The 14,351-nt window shown below is 71.6% G+C and carries 18 protein-coding genes; 8 read left to right on the top strand and 10 right to left on the bottom strand.

What is annotated here, in order from left to right:
* Positions 1 to 34 precede the first annotated feature (34 nt).
* Positions 35 to 358 carry an HAD-IA family hydrolase gene (locus tag LL648_RS24820; protein WP_232665105.1) on the top strand — a complete coding sequence of 108 codons (324 nt, stop codon included), beginning with the start codon at positions 35 to 37 and terminating at the stop codon, positions 356 to 358.
* A gap of 55 nt (positions 359 to 413) precedes the next feature.
* On the opposite strand, the gene LL648_RS24815 is transcribed toward LL648_RS24820, so the two are convergent.
* The 3 genes from LL648_RS24815 to LL648_RS24805 are packed head-to-tail and all read right to left on the bottom strand — an operon-like array spanning position 414 to position 2,714.
* On the bottom strand, positions 414 to 653 hold the full coding sequence (locus tag LL648_RS24815; protein WP_232665104.1) for an antitoxin: 240 nt from the start codon (positions 651 to 653) through the stop codon (positions 414 to 416).
* Positions 654 to 697: 44 nt separating this feature from the next.
* Positions 698 to 1,918, bottom strand: coding sequence for an alpha-hydroxy acid oxidase (locus LL648_RS24810; protein ID WP_232665103.1), 1,221 nt, complete (start codon positions 1,916 to 1,918; stop codon positions 698 to 700).
* A gap of 49 nt (positions 1,919 to 1,967) precedes the next feature.
* Positions 1,968 to 2,714, bottom strand: coding sequence for a TrmH family RNA methyltransferase (locus LL648_RS24805; protein ID WP_308190397.1), 747 nt, complete (start codon positions 2,712 to 2,714; stop codon positions 1,968 to 1,970).
* Between the two features lie 114 nt (positions 2,715 to 2,828).
* On the opposite strand from LL648_RS24805, the gene LL648_RS24800 reads away from it, so the two are divergent.
* Positions 2,829 to 4,238, top strand: coding sequence for a WS/DGAT/MGAT family O-acyltransferase (locus tag LL648_RS24800; RefSeq protein WP_232665102.1), 1,410 nt, complete (start codon positions 2,829 to 2,831; stop codon positions 4,236 to 4,238).
* An 11-nt stretch (positions 4,239 to 4,249) separates the two neighbouring features.
* Positions 4,250 to 4,756, top strand: a complete 507-nt coding sequence (locus tag LL648_RS24795) for a DUF6912 family protein (RefSeq protein WP_232665101.1) — start codon at positions 4,250 to 4,252, stop codon at positions 4,754 to 4,756.
* Between the two features lie 26 nt (positions 4,757 to 4,782).
* Here the strand turns inward: LL648_RS24795 and LL648_RS24790 are convergent, their stop codons facing one another.
* From LL648_RS24790 to LL648_RS24770, 5 genes are read right to left on the bottom strand one after another with little or no spacing between them, the layout of a single operon-like run.
* Positions 4,783 to 5,208, bottom strand: coding sequence for a DUF1707 SHOCT-like domain-containing protein (locus LL648_RS24790; RefSeq protein WP_232665100.1), 426 nt, complete (start codon positions 5,206 to 5,208; stop codon positions 4,783 to 4,785).
* A 14-nt stretch (positions 5,209 to 5,222) separates the two neighbouring features.
* A complete protein-coding gene (locus tag LL648_RS24785) occupies positions 5,223 to 6,059 on the bottom strand; it encodes a hypothetical protein (RefSeq protein WP_232665099.1) in 837 nt (278 codons plus the stop codon).
* 51 nt (positions 6,060 to 6,110) lie between these two features.
* Positions 6,111 to 7,115 carry a ribosome small subunit-dependent GTPase A gene (rsgA, locus tag LL648_RS24780; protein ID WP_232665098.1) on the bottom strand — a complete coding sequence of 335 codons (1,005 nt, stop codon included), beginning with the start codon at positions 7,113 to 7,115 and terminating at the stop codon, positions 6,111 to 6,113.
* Between the two features lie 13 nt (positions 7,116 to 7,128).
* On the bottom strand, positions 7,129 to 8,397 hold the full coding sequence (gene aroA, locus LL648_RS24775) for a 3-phosphoshikimate 1-carboxyvinyltransferase (protein WP_232665097.1): 1,269 nt from the start codon (positions 8,395 to 8,397) through the stop codon (positions 7,129 to 7,131).
* Between the two features lie 28 nt (positions 8,398 to 8,425).
* Positions 8,426 to 9,337 (bottom strand): LysR family transcriptional regulator, encoded by a 912-nt coding sequence (locus tag LL648_RS24770; RefSeq protein ID WP_232665096.1) that lies wholly within the window; start codon positions 9,335 to 9,337, stop codon positions 8,426 to 8,428.
* 78 nt (positions 9,338 to 9,415) lie between these two features.
* On the opposite strand from LL648_RS24770, the gene LL648_RS24765 reads away from it, so the two are divergent.
* The gene (locus LL648_RS24765) at positions 9,416 to 10,198 is read left to right on the top strand and encodes an SOS response-associated peptidase (RefSeq protein ID WP_232665095.1); all 783 of its coding nucleotides are present in this window, start codon (positions 9,416 to 9,418) and stop codon (positions 10,196 to 10,198) included.
* Complete coding sequence (locus LL648_RS24760; protein WP_232665094.1) at positions 10,195 to 10,833, top strand: alpha/beta hydrolase family protein; 639 nt, start codon at positions 10,195 to 10,197, stop codon at positions 10,831 to 10,833. The genes LL648_RS24765 and LL648_RS24760 overlap by 4 nt, the downstream gene beginning before the upstream one ends.
* Here the strand turns inward: LL648_RS24760 and ybaK are convergent, their stop codons facing one another.
* Positions 10,834 to 11,310: a Cys-tRNA(Pro) deacylase gene (ybaK, locus tag LL648_RS24755; protein ID WP_232665093.1), complete on the bottom strand. Its 477-nt coding sequence runs from the start codon at positions 11,308 to 11,310 to the stop codon at positions 10,834 to 10,836. It lies immediately after the preceding gene.
* Positions 11,311 to 11,499: 189 nt separating this feature from the next.
* Between ybaK and LL648_RS24750 the strand changes: the two genes are divergently transcribed.
* Both LL648_RS24750 and rsrA read left to right on the top strand, forming a co-directional pair.
* Entirely contained in the window at positions 11,500 to 12,240 is a 741-nt protein-coding gene (locus LL648_RS24750; RefSeq protein ID WP_232665092.1) for a sigma-70 family RNA polymerase sigma factor, read from the top strand.
* The gene (gene rsrA / locus LL648_RS24745; RefSeq protein WP_232665091.1) at positions 12,237 to 12,587 is read left to right on the top strand and encodes a mycothiol system anti-sigma-R factor; all 351 of its coding nucleotides are present in this window, start codon (positions 12,237 to 12,239) and stop codon (positions 12,585 to 12,587) included. Before LL648_RS24750 ends, rsrA begins: the two co-directional genes overlap by 4 nt.
* A gap of 61 nt (positions 12,588 to 12,648) precedes the next feature.
* On the opposite strand, the gene LL648_RS45810 is transcribed toward rsrA, so the two are convergent.
* On the bottom strand, positions 12,649 to 12,723 hold the full coding sequence (locus tag LL648_RS45810; protein ID WP_374112102.1) for a 50S ribosomal protein bL37: 75 nt from the start codon (positions 12,721 to 12,723) through the stop codon (positions 12,649 to 12,651).
* An 89-nt stretch (positions 12,724 to 12,812) separates the two neighbouring features.
* Between LL648_RS45810 and LL648_RS24740 the strand changes: the two genes are divergently transcribed.
* Positions 12,813 to 14,291 (top strand): sensor histidine kinase, encoded by a 1,479-nt coding sequence (locus tag LL648_RS24740; protein WP_232665090.1) that lies wholly within the window; start codon positions 12,813 to 12,815, stop codon positions 14,289 to 14,291.
* Positions 14,292 to 14,351: the final 60 nt, after the last annotated feature.

Genomic DNA, 14,351 nt, shown 5'->3' with positions numbered 1-14,351 from the left:
GGACTATGCGGGGGTGCTCACGGACGGGCCCGAGATGGTCGAGCTCGCGCGGCGGGTCCGGACCGCCGGGATGCGAACCGCCATGCTGTCGGATGCCGCAGCCGTTCCTGACGGGTGCGCCGAGCTGTTCGACGAGGTCGTTCTGGGTGCCGCGCTCGGTGTCCGCAAGCCGGCGCCCGAGGTGTTCGAGAAGGTGGCCCAGTTGCTGGGGCTACGGCCCGCCGATTGCGTGATGGTGGACGACCTGCGGGCGAACGTGCTGGGGGCCAGGGCCGCCGGGATGGTCATCATCCGGCACACGGACCCGAAGACCACCATCGCCGAGGTCGAGATCCTCTTCGATCTGCCCCCGACGTGAACAGGCGCAGGTGGCCGGCTCGACGACCGGCCACCCGCGCCTGATGCTGGAAGACTTACTGCTGCTGTTCGGGCGGCGGGGGTGCGGCCGGCGGCGGCGCCCCTTCGGCGGGCGGCGGCGCCTGCGTCGTGTCTCCGCCGCCAGTCATGGCCTGCAGCCGATCGACACCCTGGTCGATGTGCTCGTCATGCCCTGCGAACCGGCCCTTGGCGGCCTCTCCCGCCTTGTCGAGGCCCTGGTCCACCTTGTCGTCGTGCTGATTCAGCAACTCCTTGGCCTTGTCCAGGAAACTCATATCTGCACCATGGACCTGCTGCGGCGGATGCGCAGCCTGGGAGGTCACCCGTTCGGGCGAAGTCGCACGTGAGAAGGGCGCAGTTCATCCACGCTGGTGACACCGATCAGCTGCATGGTGCGCACGATCTCGCCAGTCAGGATCGTCACGGCTTTCTCGACGCCGAGCTGACCTCCCGCCATCAGCCCGTACAGGTAGGCCCGCCCGATCAGCGCCGCGCGTGCGCCCAGCGCGATCGCGGCTAGGATGTCGGCCCCGTGGGTTATACCTGTGTCGACGAGGACCTCTCCCCTGTCGCCGACGGCGTCGGCGACAGGGGAGACGAGCTCGAGGGGGACCGGGGCGCGGTCGAGCTGGCGACCACCGTGGTTCGAGAGCAGGACGGCATCGGCGCCGGCATCGACGACCCGGCGGGCGTCGTCGACGCTCTGGATGCCCTTGACGACGAGCTTGCCGTCCCACGCACCGCGGAGCCAATCGACGTCGGCCATCGTCAGCGCGGGGTCGAAGACCCTGTTGATGAGATCCGCGACGGTGCCATCGGTCGATTCCAGGCTGGCGAAGGTGAGCGGTTCGGTGGTGAGGAGGTTGAACCACCAGTTGGGGTGCATCGCGCCGTCGAGGAACGTCTTCAGCGACAGCGCCGGCGGAATCGTGAGGCCGTTGCGGACATCGCGGAGGCGTGCGCCGCCGACCGGTGTGTCGACGGTGAGCATGAGCGTGTCGTAGCCGGCGGCCGCCGCACGCTCCACGAGGTCCTTCGCCGGTGCGCGGTCGCGCCACAGGTAGAGCTGGAACCACTTGCGGGCGTCCGGCGCTGCTGCCGCCACGTCCTCGATCGTCGTGGTGCCCATGGTGGAGAGCGTGTACGGAATACCGACCTTCTGGGCCACCGCGGCGACCGCGGGCTCGCCCTCGTGGTTCATCATGCGCGTGAAGCCGGTGGGGGCGAATGCGAACGGCAGGTTGGAGCGTTTGCCGAGGATGTCGCGCCCGGTGTCGACGTCGGTCACGTCCCGGAGGACGGAGGGGGTGAACTCGACGCGTTGGAAGGCCCGACGTGCGCGGTTCAGCGACAGCTCGCCGTCGGCAGCGCCGTCCGTGTAGTCGAAGACCGCCCGCGGGGTGCGGCGCCGGGCGATCGCCCTGAGGTCGGCGATGCTCGCAGCGCGCATGAGCCGCCGCTCGGTGGCGTCGCGAACGAACGGCGCCGGTCGCAGCAGCGGGCGGAGCTCGGACGGGCGGGGCAGCCGGCGTTGAACCATGCCGGCAGCATAGATCGGATGTTTGTGGGTCGGCAGGGTGACGCTCGCGTCAATGTCGACGTCGGGCCAGTTCGAAGGCGGCGACAGCGCCTGCGCTGGCCACTCCGAGCGACTCCACACCGCCGTGCATCGGGATCGCGAGCAGGCCGTCGAGCATGGGGCGCAGCGACGCGGAGAGGCCGTCGGTCTCGTTGCCGAGTACCAACGCGACCCTGGTCGGAAGGTCGGCATCCAGCAGCGACGTGCCGCCGGCGTCGAGACCGAACAGCGCGAAACCTGCTCCGGACAACACCTCGCAGCCTTCCTCGACCGTCCCCGATCGCAGCACCGGCGCCCGGAACGCAACTCCGGCCGATGCCTTGACGACCAGCGGGTCGATCGCGGGGACACCGCGGCGGGGCAGCAGCACACCGTCGAGACCGGCGGCGGTGGCAGTGCGCAGGATCATTCCCACGTTGGCCGGGTTGGTGAGCCGGTCGAGCACGAGCACCGAGGCCGGCGCGTCCCCGAGCGACTCGACGAAATCGCCGACCGGGGCCATCCGCGGCGCGACGACGTCGGCGAGCACACCCTGGTCGTGACGCCCGTTGCCGGCGAGCACCTTGACCCGATGCGCCGACGCCCGCTGCACCTGCACGTTGCGGGCCCGGGCGGCGTCGAGGATCGCCCGAACCGGTGGGCCGCCGATGCCCTCGGCGAGGATGACCTTGTCGACGCGCAACGAGGTGTCGTCGAGCGCCTCCATGACGGGTTTGCGCCCGTAGACGGTGATGAAGGTGTCTTTCGGTGAAGCCACTGATGAAGGCTATGTGACCTGCTGTGCAGAGCCGACTTCGGATTGATGACCTCGGATGTGGCGCCGTTCGCGCGAAGCGGCGGAGGGCGAGGTCGGCGGCCTAGTATCGACGCCATGCCGCCCCGGCTCTCCGCACTCGACGCCTCGTTCCTCTACCTGGAGCAGCCGACCACCCCGATGCACGTCGGCGCCGTATCGATCTTCCAGAGGCTCAAGTCGGGGTTCGACTACGACCGTCTCGTCGAGCTCATCGAGCAGCGCATCGCGATGGTGCCGCGGTACCGGCAGAAGGTCCGTCACGTCCCCGGGAACCTGGCCCGACCGGTTTGGGTGGACGATCCCGACTTCGACGTCGCTTATCACGTGCGCCGGTCCGCGTTGCCGAAACCGGGCTCGGACGAGCAGCTCAACGAGCTCGTCGCGCGCTTGATGTCACGCCCGCTCGACCACACCCGGCCGCTCTGGGAGATGTACCTCGTCGAGGGGTTGGCCGGGCGGCGCACGGCGGTGTTGACCAAGACCCATCAGGCGATGGTGGACGGCATCAGCGCGATCGACATCGGCCAGGTGATGCTGGACGTCTCCCCGGAGCCGCGGAAGGTGGCCGAGGAGCTGTGGATGCCGCGCACCGAGCCGACCGACACGCAGCTCGTGCTCGGGGCGGTCGCCGAGGCCGTCTCGCAGCCGGGGGTGATCGTCGACAACGCTCGCTCCGCGGCCGGCGACGCGATGGCGACGGTGGGGAAGGTCGTCGACGCCGCCGCGCAGCTGTTCTGGATGGCGCGCACGGCGAGCCGGCGGGCGCCCGGCACGCCGTTGAACGTCGCGATCTCCACGCAGCGACGGTTCGCTGTGGCCCGCACGCAACTGGACGACTACCGCAAGATCCGCGCCGCACACGGCTGCAGCGTGAACGACGTGGTGCTCAGCGTTGTCGCCGGCGCGCTGCGCAACTGGTTGCTCTCCCGAGGTGAGCCGGTGACGTCGTCCTCGTCGGTGCGTGCGATGGTGCCGCTCTCGGTCCGCGGCGAGGCGGACGTGCCCAGCTCCGCGACGTCGGGTTCGCTCGGCAACCGGGTCTCGTCGTTCCTCGTCGACCTCCCGGTCGGCGAGCCGAGCCCGGTGGTGCGGCTGCACCACGTCACCCACGCCATGCGGGAGCACACTTCCGGCGGGCAGTCGGTCGGAGCGGATACGCTGGTCCGGATCGGTGGGTTCGCGCCCCCCACGCTCCACGCGCTGGGCGCACGCGCGGCGAGCGGCATGTCGAAGCGCATCTTCAACCTGGTGGTGACCAACGTGCCCGGCCCGCAGTTCCCGCTGTACGCCGCAGGTGCCCGGATGCTGGAGATGTTCCCCGTCGTCCCGCTCGCGAAGGGGCAGGCGCTCGCCATCGGTCTCACGTCATACGACGGTGGTGTCTACTACGGATTCAACGGTGATCGCGACGGCATGCCGGACGTCGACGTGCTCGCCGGAATGGTCGACGAGTCGCTCGACGAGCTGCTCGCGACAGTGAACTGAGGAGCCGCGGAGTGCGCGTCTACGTCCCTGCCACATGGCCGATGTTGCGGTCGTTGGTGAAGCACGGGCTGCTCGACCCGATCGGGGGCACCGCGTTCGCGCTGACCCCCCGCCTTCGGGAGGCCTACACCAGCGGTGACGACGAGGAGCTGGAGTACGCCGCGCTCAACGAGGCGGCGCGCGCGTCGCTGCGACTGCTCTCGGTGGAGTTCGGGTTGGGGGAGGACTCGACACCGGCCCGCCGGGTGGTCGTCGCGGCCGACCTCGACGACGTGACGTTGCGGCCCGACCTCGACGACGGTGCCGTCCGCATCACCGGGCCCGTCCCGCTCGAAAAGGTCGCGGCAGTGCACGTCGACCACGAAGAGGCCGAATACGCGGTGCGCCAGGCCGCCGCGGCGGTGGACGCCGCAGACATGGGGGACATGGACGCCGAGTTCCACATCGGGGAGGCCGAGGACCACGCGCTGGCGTGGTACGACCCCTCAGAGGTCGCGTTCCTCGTCGAGCTGCGCTGAGGTGCACTGAGCGGCGCCGCCGGCTCCTAGCGCCCGCGGCGCCCGCCGTAGAAGACGGCACCGGCGATGGGGATCAGGAGGAACCACACCCAGGTACCGGTGAGGAAGAACAGCGCGACGGCGACCAGCGGCACGACAGGGAGCAACCGCGGCCCCCACGTCTCCACCGCCGAGCGGGCCGGCACGGCGACGTCCGCGCCTGCGCCGACGACCGGCAGCTGAGCGGTCGGCGGCGGTGGTGGCGGCGCGCCGGGCAGGTCCGGGTGCGGAGCTGGGAGGTCTCTGAACAGGGCAGCGAGTTCCGGGGCGACCGTTGCGGCGGAAGCCGCGGCCGAACGGTCCGCGTACTCGTCGACACCGAGCCGTCCCGCGGCGAGGTGCTCATCGAGCGCCTTCATCGCGGCGTTCCGCTCCGTGTTGCCGATGCGCAGCGGTTCCCCTTCCGTTGTCATGGGAGGAGAGTAGGTCAGCGCAGCTCAGCGGCCGGAGGAGGCTCGATCGAGACCGGTTTGCCCCATTCGACGAAGTCGCCGGTGAGGGTGACGAGCCCGACACCGGGCAGGTCTTGGCGCAGCGCGCTGCGGACGGGACGGTTGCTGCCGTCGAGCCACAGGGTCGACGTGACGCGGGCCAACCCGTTGCGGACCTGGTAGGAGAGCTGTTCGCGCAGCAGGGGGTCGGTCTGCTGCGCCGCCGCCCGCGCCATGTCGACGACGATCGTGTAGCGGGTCGCCGGGACGGAGTTCACGACGTCGTCGTCGACGTCGGCGATCAGGGACGCGTCGGCGAAGCGGGCGAGCGAGCGGATCGGGTCGGCGCTCTGGACGAGGGTCGCCGCGAGCGCGGTCAGCTCACGTGCTGCGGGATCCGTGCTGTTCAGATCGGCCTTGACCCACGGCTTCACCTTCTTGACAGTCCGGGCGGTGCTGTCGGCCGCCGTGGTCGCCTGGCGCACGTACACCGAGTCGGGCAGGACGACGAAGCCCGTCTCCTGCGGCGCACCGCCGGCGGTCGTGGAGGACTGGGTGAAGGCCACCGAGACCGCGCCGTCCTGGACCTGCAGCGCTCCCGATCCGGTGAACGTGACGTGGCTCGGGCCCGTGATCTCGCCGGAGACGTGCAACTGCGCGGTTCGGTCGATGTGTTGCTGGGTGGTGACGGCCGTGACCAGTTCGTGGATGTCGAAGTACTGGGGCAAGCCGGACGCGGGGCCGGGGCTCGCCAGGCTCTGGGCGCATCCGGTGGCGAAGAAGACGACGCTCAGCAGCGCCACGATCCGCCATCCGAGCCGAAGCCCGACCATTCCCGTTCACCCTTTCGCACGTACCGAGCAAGGCGGAACGGTAGCGGAGCGCTATCTCAGCGCGACCAGCACCCGGCGCAAGGCCGCCAACCGCCCTGGACGGAGCAGTCCTTGCTCGACGCGGACGTCGAGCGCGCATTCCGGATCCGCGGGCGGGCCGAGGTGCCCGCACCCGCGTGGGCAGTCCTCGATCGCGGCTGCGAGGTCCTCGAACGCTGCGGGGACGTCGTCGGGGGTGACGTGCGCGAGGCCGAAGGATCGCACCCCGGGGGTGTCGACGACCCATCCCGCGCTTCCGTCGTCCGCGGTCGGTAGCGGCAGGGCGATCGCCGCGACGGTCGTGTGGCGGCCCTTCCCGACCGCCGACACCGCACCTACGGCCCGCTCGGCCTCCGGGACGAGCACGTTGACCAGCGTCGACTTGCCGACACCCGAGTGACCGACGAACGCGGAGACCTTGCCGTCGAGCAGCCGCGCGAGTTCCTCGGGCGGTTGGTCGCGGCGGGTCACGACAACCGGGAAGTCCAGCTCCCGGTACGCCGACGCGAACGGCTCCGGCTCGGCCAGGTCGGCCTTCGTCAGGCACAGCACCGGGGTGAGGCCGCCCGCGTACGCGGCGACGAGGCACCGGTCGACGAACCCGGTGCGCGGGACGGGGTCGGCCAGCGCCGTGACGATGACGAGCTGCTCGGCGTTGGCGACGACCACCCGCTCGAAGGGATCGCTGTCGTCGGCCGTGCGGCGCAGCACCGTGCTGCGTTCCTCGACCCTGACGATCCGCGCGAGCGTGTCGGCCGCACCGGACAGGTCGCCGACGAGCCCGACCCTGTCCCCGACGACGATCGGGGTGCGACCGAGCTCCCTGGCTCGCATCGCGGTGACGGGTGGGCGGTCGGGATCGGCGTCGAGCGCGCACGTCCACCGGCCTCGGTCGACGACCGTGACCATCGCCTCTTCCGCGTCGGCGTGGTCGGGGCGGCGTTTGCTGCGTGGACGTGATCCGCGGCGTCCCGGTCGGACGCGGACGTCCGACTCGTCGTACTCCCTGCTCCTCACGAACGCAGCGTCCTCACGAAAGCAGCGCCGCCCAACGCCCCGGGAAGTCGGGGATCGTCTTGCTGGTGCTGCCGATGTCGTCGATCTCGACACCGGGTACGACCAGGCCGATCAGCGCGCCGGCGGTGGCCATCCGGTGGTCGGCGTAGGCCTTCCACGGCCGGTCGGAGCGCCCTGTGAGGGGGACGGGGCGGATCTCCAGGCCGTCGTCGGTCTCGGTCACATCGCCGCCCAGCGCTGTGATCTCGGTGGCGAGCGCGGCGAGGCGGTCGGTCTCGTGGCCACGGATGTGGGCCACTCCCCGGATGCGGGAGGGCCCGGAGGCCAGCGCCGCCACCGCCGCCACCGCCGGGGTGAGCTCGCTGGCGTCATGCAGGTCGACGTCGACCCCGAGCAGCGTGCCGGGACCTTCCACCGTCATTCCGTCGGTGCCCGGAGTTATGGTGCAACCTGCCTCGGCGAGGACGGCGAGGATCTCCGCTCCCGGCTGCGTGGATCCCTCCGGCCAACCCGCGACGGTCACCCGGCCGGCGGTCACGGCGGCGGCAGCGAGGAACACGGCGGCGTTGGAGAGATCGGGCTCCACCACCCACTCGTGCGCCGCGACCGGACCCGGCGCGACGCGCCATGTGTTCGCGCTCGAGTCGTCGACGTCCACGCCTGCGGTGCGGAGCATGGCGACGCTCATGTCGATGTGCGGCAGCGACGGGACCGGTTTCCCGTCGTGGTGCACCGTGATGCCCTTGTCGTACCGCGCCCCCGAGAGGAGCAACCCGGAGACGAACTGCGACGACGCGGACGCGTCGATGACCACCTCACCACCGGGGATTCCGCCGGTGCCCTCGAGCGTGAACGGCAGCCCGGAGCCGTCGATGCGGGCACCGAGCGCGCGCAGGGCGTCGAGGATCGTGCCCATCGGGCGCGTCCGCGCGTGCGGGTCGCCGTCGAAGTGGACCGGGCCGTCCGCAAGCGCTGCCGCCGGCGGGATGAACCGCATGACGGTGCCGGCGAGGCCGCAGTCGACGCTCCCGCCGCCGCGCAGCCCGTCGTGCGCCGCGACGGTGACGTGCTCGCCGTCGACGTCGATCGGGACACCGAGCGCGCGCAGCGCACCGATCATCAGGGCGGTGTCGCGGGTGGCAGGCGCACCCGAAACCGATGCCGGTCCGCCGGAGAGCGCTGCGAGCAGCAGCGCCCGGTTCGTCACGGACTTGGAGCCGGGCACAGCGACCCGCCCGGTGACTGGTGCTGCGGCGAGGGGTGCTGGCCAGGTGTCGGTCACGCCACCATGATCCCGCATGCCGGCGCGGTCACTCGTGCTGGTCCGGGGCCCTGCCGGCCGCGGCGCGCTCGCACGCGTCGACGACGACCCGCACCGCGCTGCGCCGGTCACCGCTTCGCCACAGCGCCGCGAGCTCGCACGGCGGCAGGTCGACCACCCTGCGGTGCACGACGTCGTCGCGGCGGTAGACGTCGGTGTTGCCCTCCGACAGCAACGCGATCCCGATCCCGGCAGCGACGGCGTCGAACAGCTCCTCGGCCGTCGCGGCCTCGCCCGCGACCACCGGCGGCGAACCGCGCTGGTCGAGCGCCAGCCAGAACTCGCGCATCGGACCGGCTGCGGCCGGGAGCGCGATGAACGGCTCGTCGTGCAGGTCGGCGAACACGATGGTGGTGCGACCGGCCAGGCGGTGCCCGGCCGGGAGCGACACCCACCGGTCCTCGGTGGTGATCACGCGGGCCGACAGGCCCGCTCCGCCGGGCACCGGCAGCCACGCGATCGCGACGTCGACGCCGCCGTCGGCCAGACCGGCCGCCGGGTCGGTGCCACCCACCTGGCGGAACTCCGCCCGCCATCCGGGCAGGCGCGCTTCGACGTCGGCGGCGACCGCGTGCACGAGCGCGTGTCCTGCGCGGGTGTGCAGCCCGATCCACACCGTCTGCTGCGACGCCGCTGCCGCCTCACCGACGGACGCTGCCGCGTCGGCCCATTCAGCGAGCATCTTGCGGGCGTGCGGCAGCAGCGCCTCGCCGGCCGCGGTCAGGGACACCGTGCCGTCGCTGCGGTCGAACAGCTCGGTCCGCAGCCGCGTCTCCAGCTGCCGGATCTGCTTGCTGAGCGCGGGCTGGGAGATCGAGAGCCGCTCCGCCGCTGCGCGCGTGAAGCTCAGCTCCTCGGCGACGGCGACGAAATAGCGCAGGTCGCGCAGGTGCACGTCCATTGCCGGAGGTTAGGCCACCGACGGCAGCCGGCGCGGCCACACGGGCGGGTGGAACCGCCGGATGGAACGATGGGTGGCATGTGCGGTCGTTATGCCTCGATCAAGGCCCCCGCCGACCTCGCCGACGAGTTCCAAGCCGTCGACGCGACGGACGGCGCCGTCCAGGCCGATTACAACGTCGCGCCCACCAAGAACATCGTCACGGTGGTGGAGCGCCATCCCCGCGACGAGGAGGGCACGCCCGACCTCGACACCACCGAGCGCAGCCTGCGCGTCGTGAAGTGGGGTCTCGTGCCCTCGTGGGCGAAGGACCCGAAGGTGGGCGCGCGGATGATCAACGCGCGTTCGGAGTCGGCGGCGGAGAAGCCGGCGTTCCGCAGAGCGCTCAACGCCCGACGCTGCCTCATCCCGGCCGCGGGTTGGTACGAGTGGCAGCGCGGCGAGAACCACAAGCAGCCGTACTACACGCACTACGTCGACGGCAGTTCGCTCGCGATGGCCGGTCTGTGGGAGTACTGGAAGCCGAAGGACGACCCGGACAACCTCTGCCCGGACGGTCTCGTGACGGCGACCGTGCTGACGACGTCGGCGGTGGGGCCGTTGGCGCAGGTGCACGACCGCATGCCGCTCGTGCTGCCGCGCTCGGCGTGGGACGCGTGGCTCAACCCGGACGCCTCCGGCTCCGACGAGGCCGTCGCCGCGCTGCTCGCGCCACCGTCGGCCGAGCTCATCGCGGCGATGGAGCTGCGCCCGGTCAGCCCGATGGTCAACAGCGTCCGCAACAACGGCCCCGAGCTGCTCGCCGAGCTCGCCCCGGCCGACGTCGCCGAGCCGCTGCAGCTGGATCTGCTGGCGGAATGACCGGGGCCGCCGCTCACGTCGGCGCCGAGCTGGTCGACACCCCGCACGGCCCGGCGCGGATCACCCGCCGCGACGCCGACGGCGACGCGCGGGCCGTCCTGCTGCTCGGGCACGGCGCGGGCGGTGGCGTGCAGGCGCCCGACCTGCTCGGCGCCGCGGGCGTCGCGCTGGCGGCAGGCGTGCACGTCGTGCTGGTCGAGCAGCCCTACCGGGTGGCCGGCCGGCGGGCCCCCGCCCCCGCCACCCAGCTGGACGTGGCCTGGCTCGCCGTCGTCGAGCACGTCCGCGAGCACGTCGTCGACAGTGTCGACGGCGACCTCCCGCTGCTGTTCGGCGGCCGCAGCTCCGGCGCGCGGGTCGCGTGCCGCACCGCTACGGCCGGCGGCGCAGCGGGCGTGCTCTGCCTCGCGTTCCCCGTGCACCCTCCCGGCCGGCCGGAGAAGGACCGGCTGGGCGAGCTGGCGCAGCCGACGGTCCCGGTGCTGGTCGTGCAGGGCAGCAACGACCCGTTCGGGGTGCCGGAGTCGGCTCCAGGTCGCGAGGTGGCGCTGCTGCGCGGCGACCACTCGCTCAAGTCCGACATGCCCGGCCTGCGCGCCGCGGTGCAGACGTGGCTCGGGCGCCTCGTCCAGTAGTCAGTGCCCGGCGATCGGCGCGAAACGCGCCCCGGTCAGCCGCGCGAGGTCGGCGGGCGCCAGCTCCACCTCCAGCCCGCGTCTGCCCGCGCTGCAGAACATGGTCGGGAACTCCTGCGCCGATGCGTCGACGACCGTCGCCAGCCTCTTGCGCTGGCCGAGCGGTGAGATCCCGCCCGCGACGTAACCGGTCGCCCGTTCGGCGTCGGAGATCTCCGCCATCTTCGCCCGCTTGCCTCCGACGGCAGCCGCGAGCGCCTTCAGGTCGAGCATCGACGAGACCGGCACGACGCCGACCGTCAGCGTTCCGTCGACCTCCGCGACGAGTGTCTTGAACACCCGCGCGGGGTCCTGGCCGAGCACCTCGGCGGCCTCCGGGCCGTACGCCGCACCGCTGCCGTGCTCGTAGGTGTGCAGCGTGTGCGCCACCTTCGACCTCGCGAGCAGCGCGGTCGCCGGAGTTCCCTTACCTGCCACGTCACGAGACGATAGGGAATCCCCCGGACGGGGTTCGCGTTGACCACGCACGTGACGCAAGCAGTGATGGAAGTACGTCCGAAGGGCCGCGCCGGATCGAGGCGCGTACTCTCGACGCGTCATGGGGTCACCCTCGAGGTGGCTGTTCCCGCGGTCGCGACACCCGCGGCCCGGCGCGAGAGGAGCACGGTGCCAGGCACCGAGCAGGCGGCCGGCACGCCGGCAAGCAGTGACGAGCGCGTTGCGCAGGACGGCAGCGTCCTCGATGGTTCTGTCGTCGACGGGTCCGCGTCGGACGCCGAGGTCGACGGGCAGGAACCGGAGCCGACGGAGACGTCGGAGGAACGCGCCGCTCGTTTCGAGCGCGACGCGATGCCGCTGCTGGACCAGCTCTACGGTGCCGCGCTCCGTATGACGCGCAACCCGGCCGACGCCGAGGACCTCGTGCAGGAGACCTTCCTGAAGGCCTACTCGGCGTTCCGGACATTTCGGGCCGGCACGAACCTCAAGGCATGGCTCTACCGGATCCTCACGAACACCTACATCAACGGCTACCGCAAGCGGCAGCGCCAGCCGCTGCAGTCGCCCACCGAGGAGATCACCGACTGGCAGATCGCCCAGGCCGGTGAGCACACCTCGGTCGGCCTGCCCTCGGCCGAGATGGAAGCGCTGGACCGGCTGCCGGACAACGACGTGAAGGCGGCGCTGCAGCAGCTGCCCGACGACTTCCGGATGGCCGTGTACCTCGCCGACGTCGAGGGTTTCGCGTACAAGGAGATCGCCGAGATCATGGGCACGCCGATCGGCACCGTGATGTCGCGGTTGCACCGCGGGCGTCGTCAGCTGCGCGACATGCTGACCGACAGCGCGCGCGACCGCGGCTTCCTGCGTGGGGTCGAGGCCCGCGGGCAGCAGGAGGTTTCGTCGTGAGCTGCGGCAACCATCACGACACGGACTGCTCCGAGGTACTCGCCGAGGTGTGGCTGTTCCTCGACCACGAGTGCGACGAGCAGCGCCGGGCGCTGCTCGCCCAGCACCTGGACGAGTGCGGGCCCTGCCTCTCGGAGTACGGCATCGACGAGAAGCTGAAGAAGCTGCTCGCGAGCAAGTGCGGCGGGGAGCATGCGCCGCCGGCCTTGAAGGACCGCCTGCGGCAGCAGATCAGAGTTGCGGTGCTGGAACAGGCCGAGGTGACGGTCGAGTCGGGCCCTGAGGGCACCACGACCACCGTCGAGGTGCGTTCGACGCGGATCGAGACGCGCGACCAGACAGCCTGAGCACGGCTTGAGCAGGGCCTGACCGGTCGGGCGGGGTGTCCCGCCCGATCCGGGTGGCGGCTCAGGTGTTGGGCCGCTTGCCGTGGCTAGCGGCGTTCTTCTTGCGGTCGCGGCGCTTGCGTGCGCGCTTGGACATGGTTCCCTCCCTCGCGACGTCGGCGATGATGGCCGAATTCTCCCACGTGCTTGGATGGGCACAGCACTGGCCGGCAGGAGGCGGGAAGCGTGTCCACGTTGAGCGAGCTGCTCGCCGAGCACACGCGGCTGGGTGCGGAAGCGGTGGAGCACCTCAAGCGGGTTGTCGCCGAGTGGCAGCTGCTCGCCGACATGTCGTTCGCCGATTTCCTGCTGTGGATCCCGCTGGCCGAGGGGCCGGGCGCGTTCCTCTGCGTCGCGCAGGTGCGCCCCACGACGGCGCCGACGGCGCACTCCGAGGACATGGTGACGGCCCGCGCCACCGCCGTCGAGATCCCGCAGCTGCGCCGGGCGGTCGTCGAGGGGCGCATCTGCCGCGACGAGAACCCGCGCTGGCACCTCGACGTACCGGTGCGGTCGGAGACGATCCCGGTGCGCGTCGCGGGCTCGGTGGTCGCGGTGCTGTCCCGCGACACGAACCTCGCCATGCCCAGGGTGCCGAGCCCGTTGGAGATCGCCTACCTCGGCAGCGCCTCCGACCTGTGCCAGATGGTCGCCGACGGGACGTTCCCGGCGAAGGCGGCGGTGGTGGGCGCCGACACCAGCCCGCGTGCCGGCGACGGGTTGATCCGGCTCGACGCGCTCGGGCTGGTCGCGTACGCGAGCCCGAACGCGCTCTCCGCGTATCACCGGCTCGGACACGCGAGCGACCTCGTCGGGCATTCGCTCACCAAGGCCACGCGCGACCTCGTCACCGACCCGTTCGACGCTGCCGAGGTCGCCGCCCGGATCGGTTCGGCGCTGGACGGGCGCCACTCGCTGCGCATGGAGGTCCGCGCCCGCGGCGCGGTGCTGCTGGTGCGCGCGTTGCCGCTGCGCCCGCGGGGTGACGCCGCCGGTGCGCTCGTGCTGGTCCGTGACGTCACCGATCTGCGCAGGCGCGATCTCGCGTTGCTCTCGAAGGACGCGACGATCCGGGAGATCCACCACCGCGTGAAGAACAACCTGCAGACGGTCGCGGCGCTGCTGCGCCTGCAGGCACGCCGCACGGCGATCCCGGAGGCCCGGCGGGCGCTCGCGGAGAGCGTGCGGCGCGTCAACTCGATCGCGCTCGTGCACGAGTCGCTCTCGGTCTCCGTCGCCGAACGGGTCGACCTCGACGAGCTCGTCGACAAGGTGATCCCGGCGATCGGCGACGGCGCCACGGCCGAGTCGCGGGCGAAGGTGCGCAGGGAGGGCAGCTTCGGCGAGCTCCCGGCCGCGCTCGCGACACCGCTGGTGCTGGTGCTGACCGAGCTGGTGCACAACGCGCTGGCCCACGCCTTCGACCCCGGTGTCGCCGGCGAGGTGGTCGTCGCGGTCACGCGGACCGGCGAGGGCCTCGACGTGATCATCTCCGACGACGGTCACGGCCTCCCGGAAGGCTTCGACCTCGAGAAGTCCGACGGCCTCGGCCTGCAGATCGTGCAGACGCTGCTCGACTCGGAACTGGACTCGGCGCTCGAGATCCGCCCACGCGAGGGCGGCGGAACGGAGGCCGTCATCACGCTCCCATTGGCGGGGCGTTAATCTTCTCTCGTGGCCACGGGTCCGGGGTCGCAGATCGTATGCCGAAACGCCGTCCAACGG

This window comes from Pseudonocardia sp. TRM90224 (assembly GCF_021245725.1).
In the GTDB taxonomy this organism is placed as follows: domain Bacteria; phylum Actinomycetota; class Actinomycetes; order Mycobacteriales; family Pseudonocardiaceae; genus Pseudonocardia.
The sequence above is the reverse complement of the archived record's forward strand: the minus strand, read 5'-3'. Positions and strand labels throughout refer to the sequence as shown.

Coding starts and splice junctions, on each gene's coding strand:
- LL648_RS24785 (WP_232665099.1), bottom strand. CDS start 6,059: ATGGTCGGGCTTCGGCTCGGATGGCGGATCGTGGCGCTGCTGAGCGTC.
- LL648_RS24800 (WP_232665102.1), top strand. CDS start 2,829: ATGCCGCCCCGGCTCTCCGCACTCGACGCCTCGTTCCTCTACCTGGAG.
- LL648_RS24815 (WP_232665104.1), bottom strand. CDS start 653: ATGAGTTTCCTGGACAAGGCCAAGGAGTTGCTGAATCAGCACGACGAC.
- LL648_RS24820 (WP_232665105.1), top strand. CDS start 35: ATGGTCGAGCTCGCGCGGCGGGTCCGGACCGCCGGGATGCGAACCGCC.
- LL648_RS24810 (WP_232665103.1), bottom strand. CDS start 1,918: ATGGTTCAACGCCGGCTGCCCCGCCCGTCCGAGCTCCGCCCGCTGCTG.
- LL648_RS24770 (WP_232665096.1), bottom strand. CDS start 9,337: ATGGACGTGCACCTGCGCGACCTGCGCTATTTCGTCGCCGTCGCCGAG.
- LL648_RS24760 (WP_232665094.1), top strand. CDS start 10,195: ATGACCGGGGCCGCCGCTCACGTCGGCGCCGAGCTGGTCGACACCCCG.
- LL648_RS24790 (WP_232665100.1), bottom strand. CDS start 5,208: ATGACAACGGAAGGGGAACCGCTGCGCATCGGCAACACGGAGCGGAAC.
- LL648_RS24765 (WP_232665095.1), top strand. CDS start 9,416: ATGTGCGGTCGTTATGCCTCGATCAAGGCCCCCGCCGACCTCGCCGAC.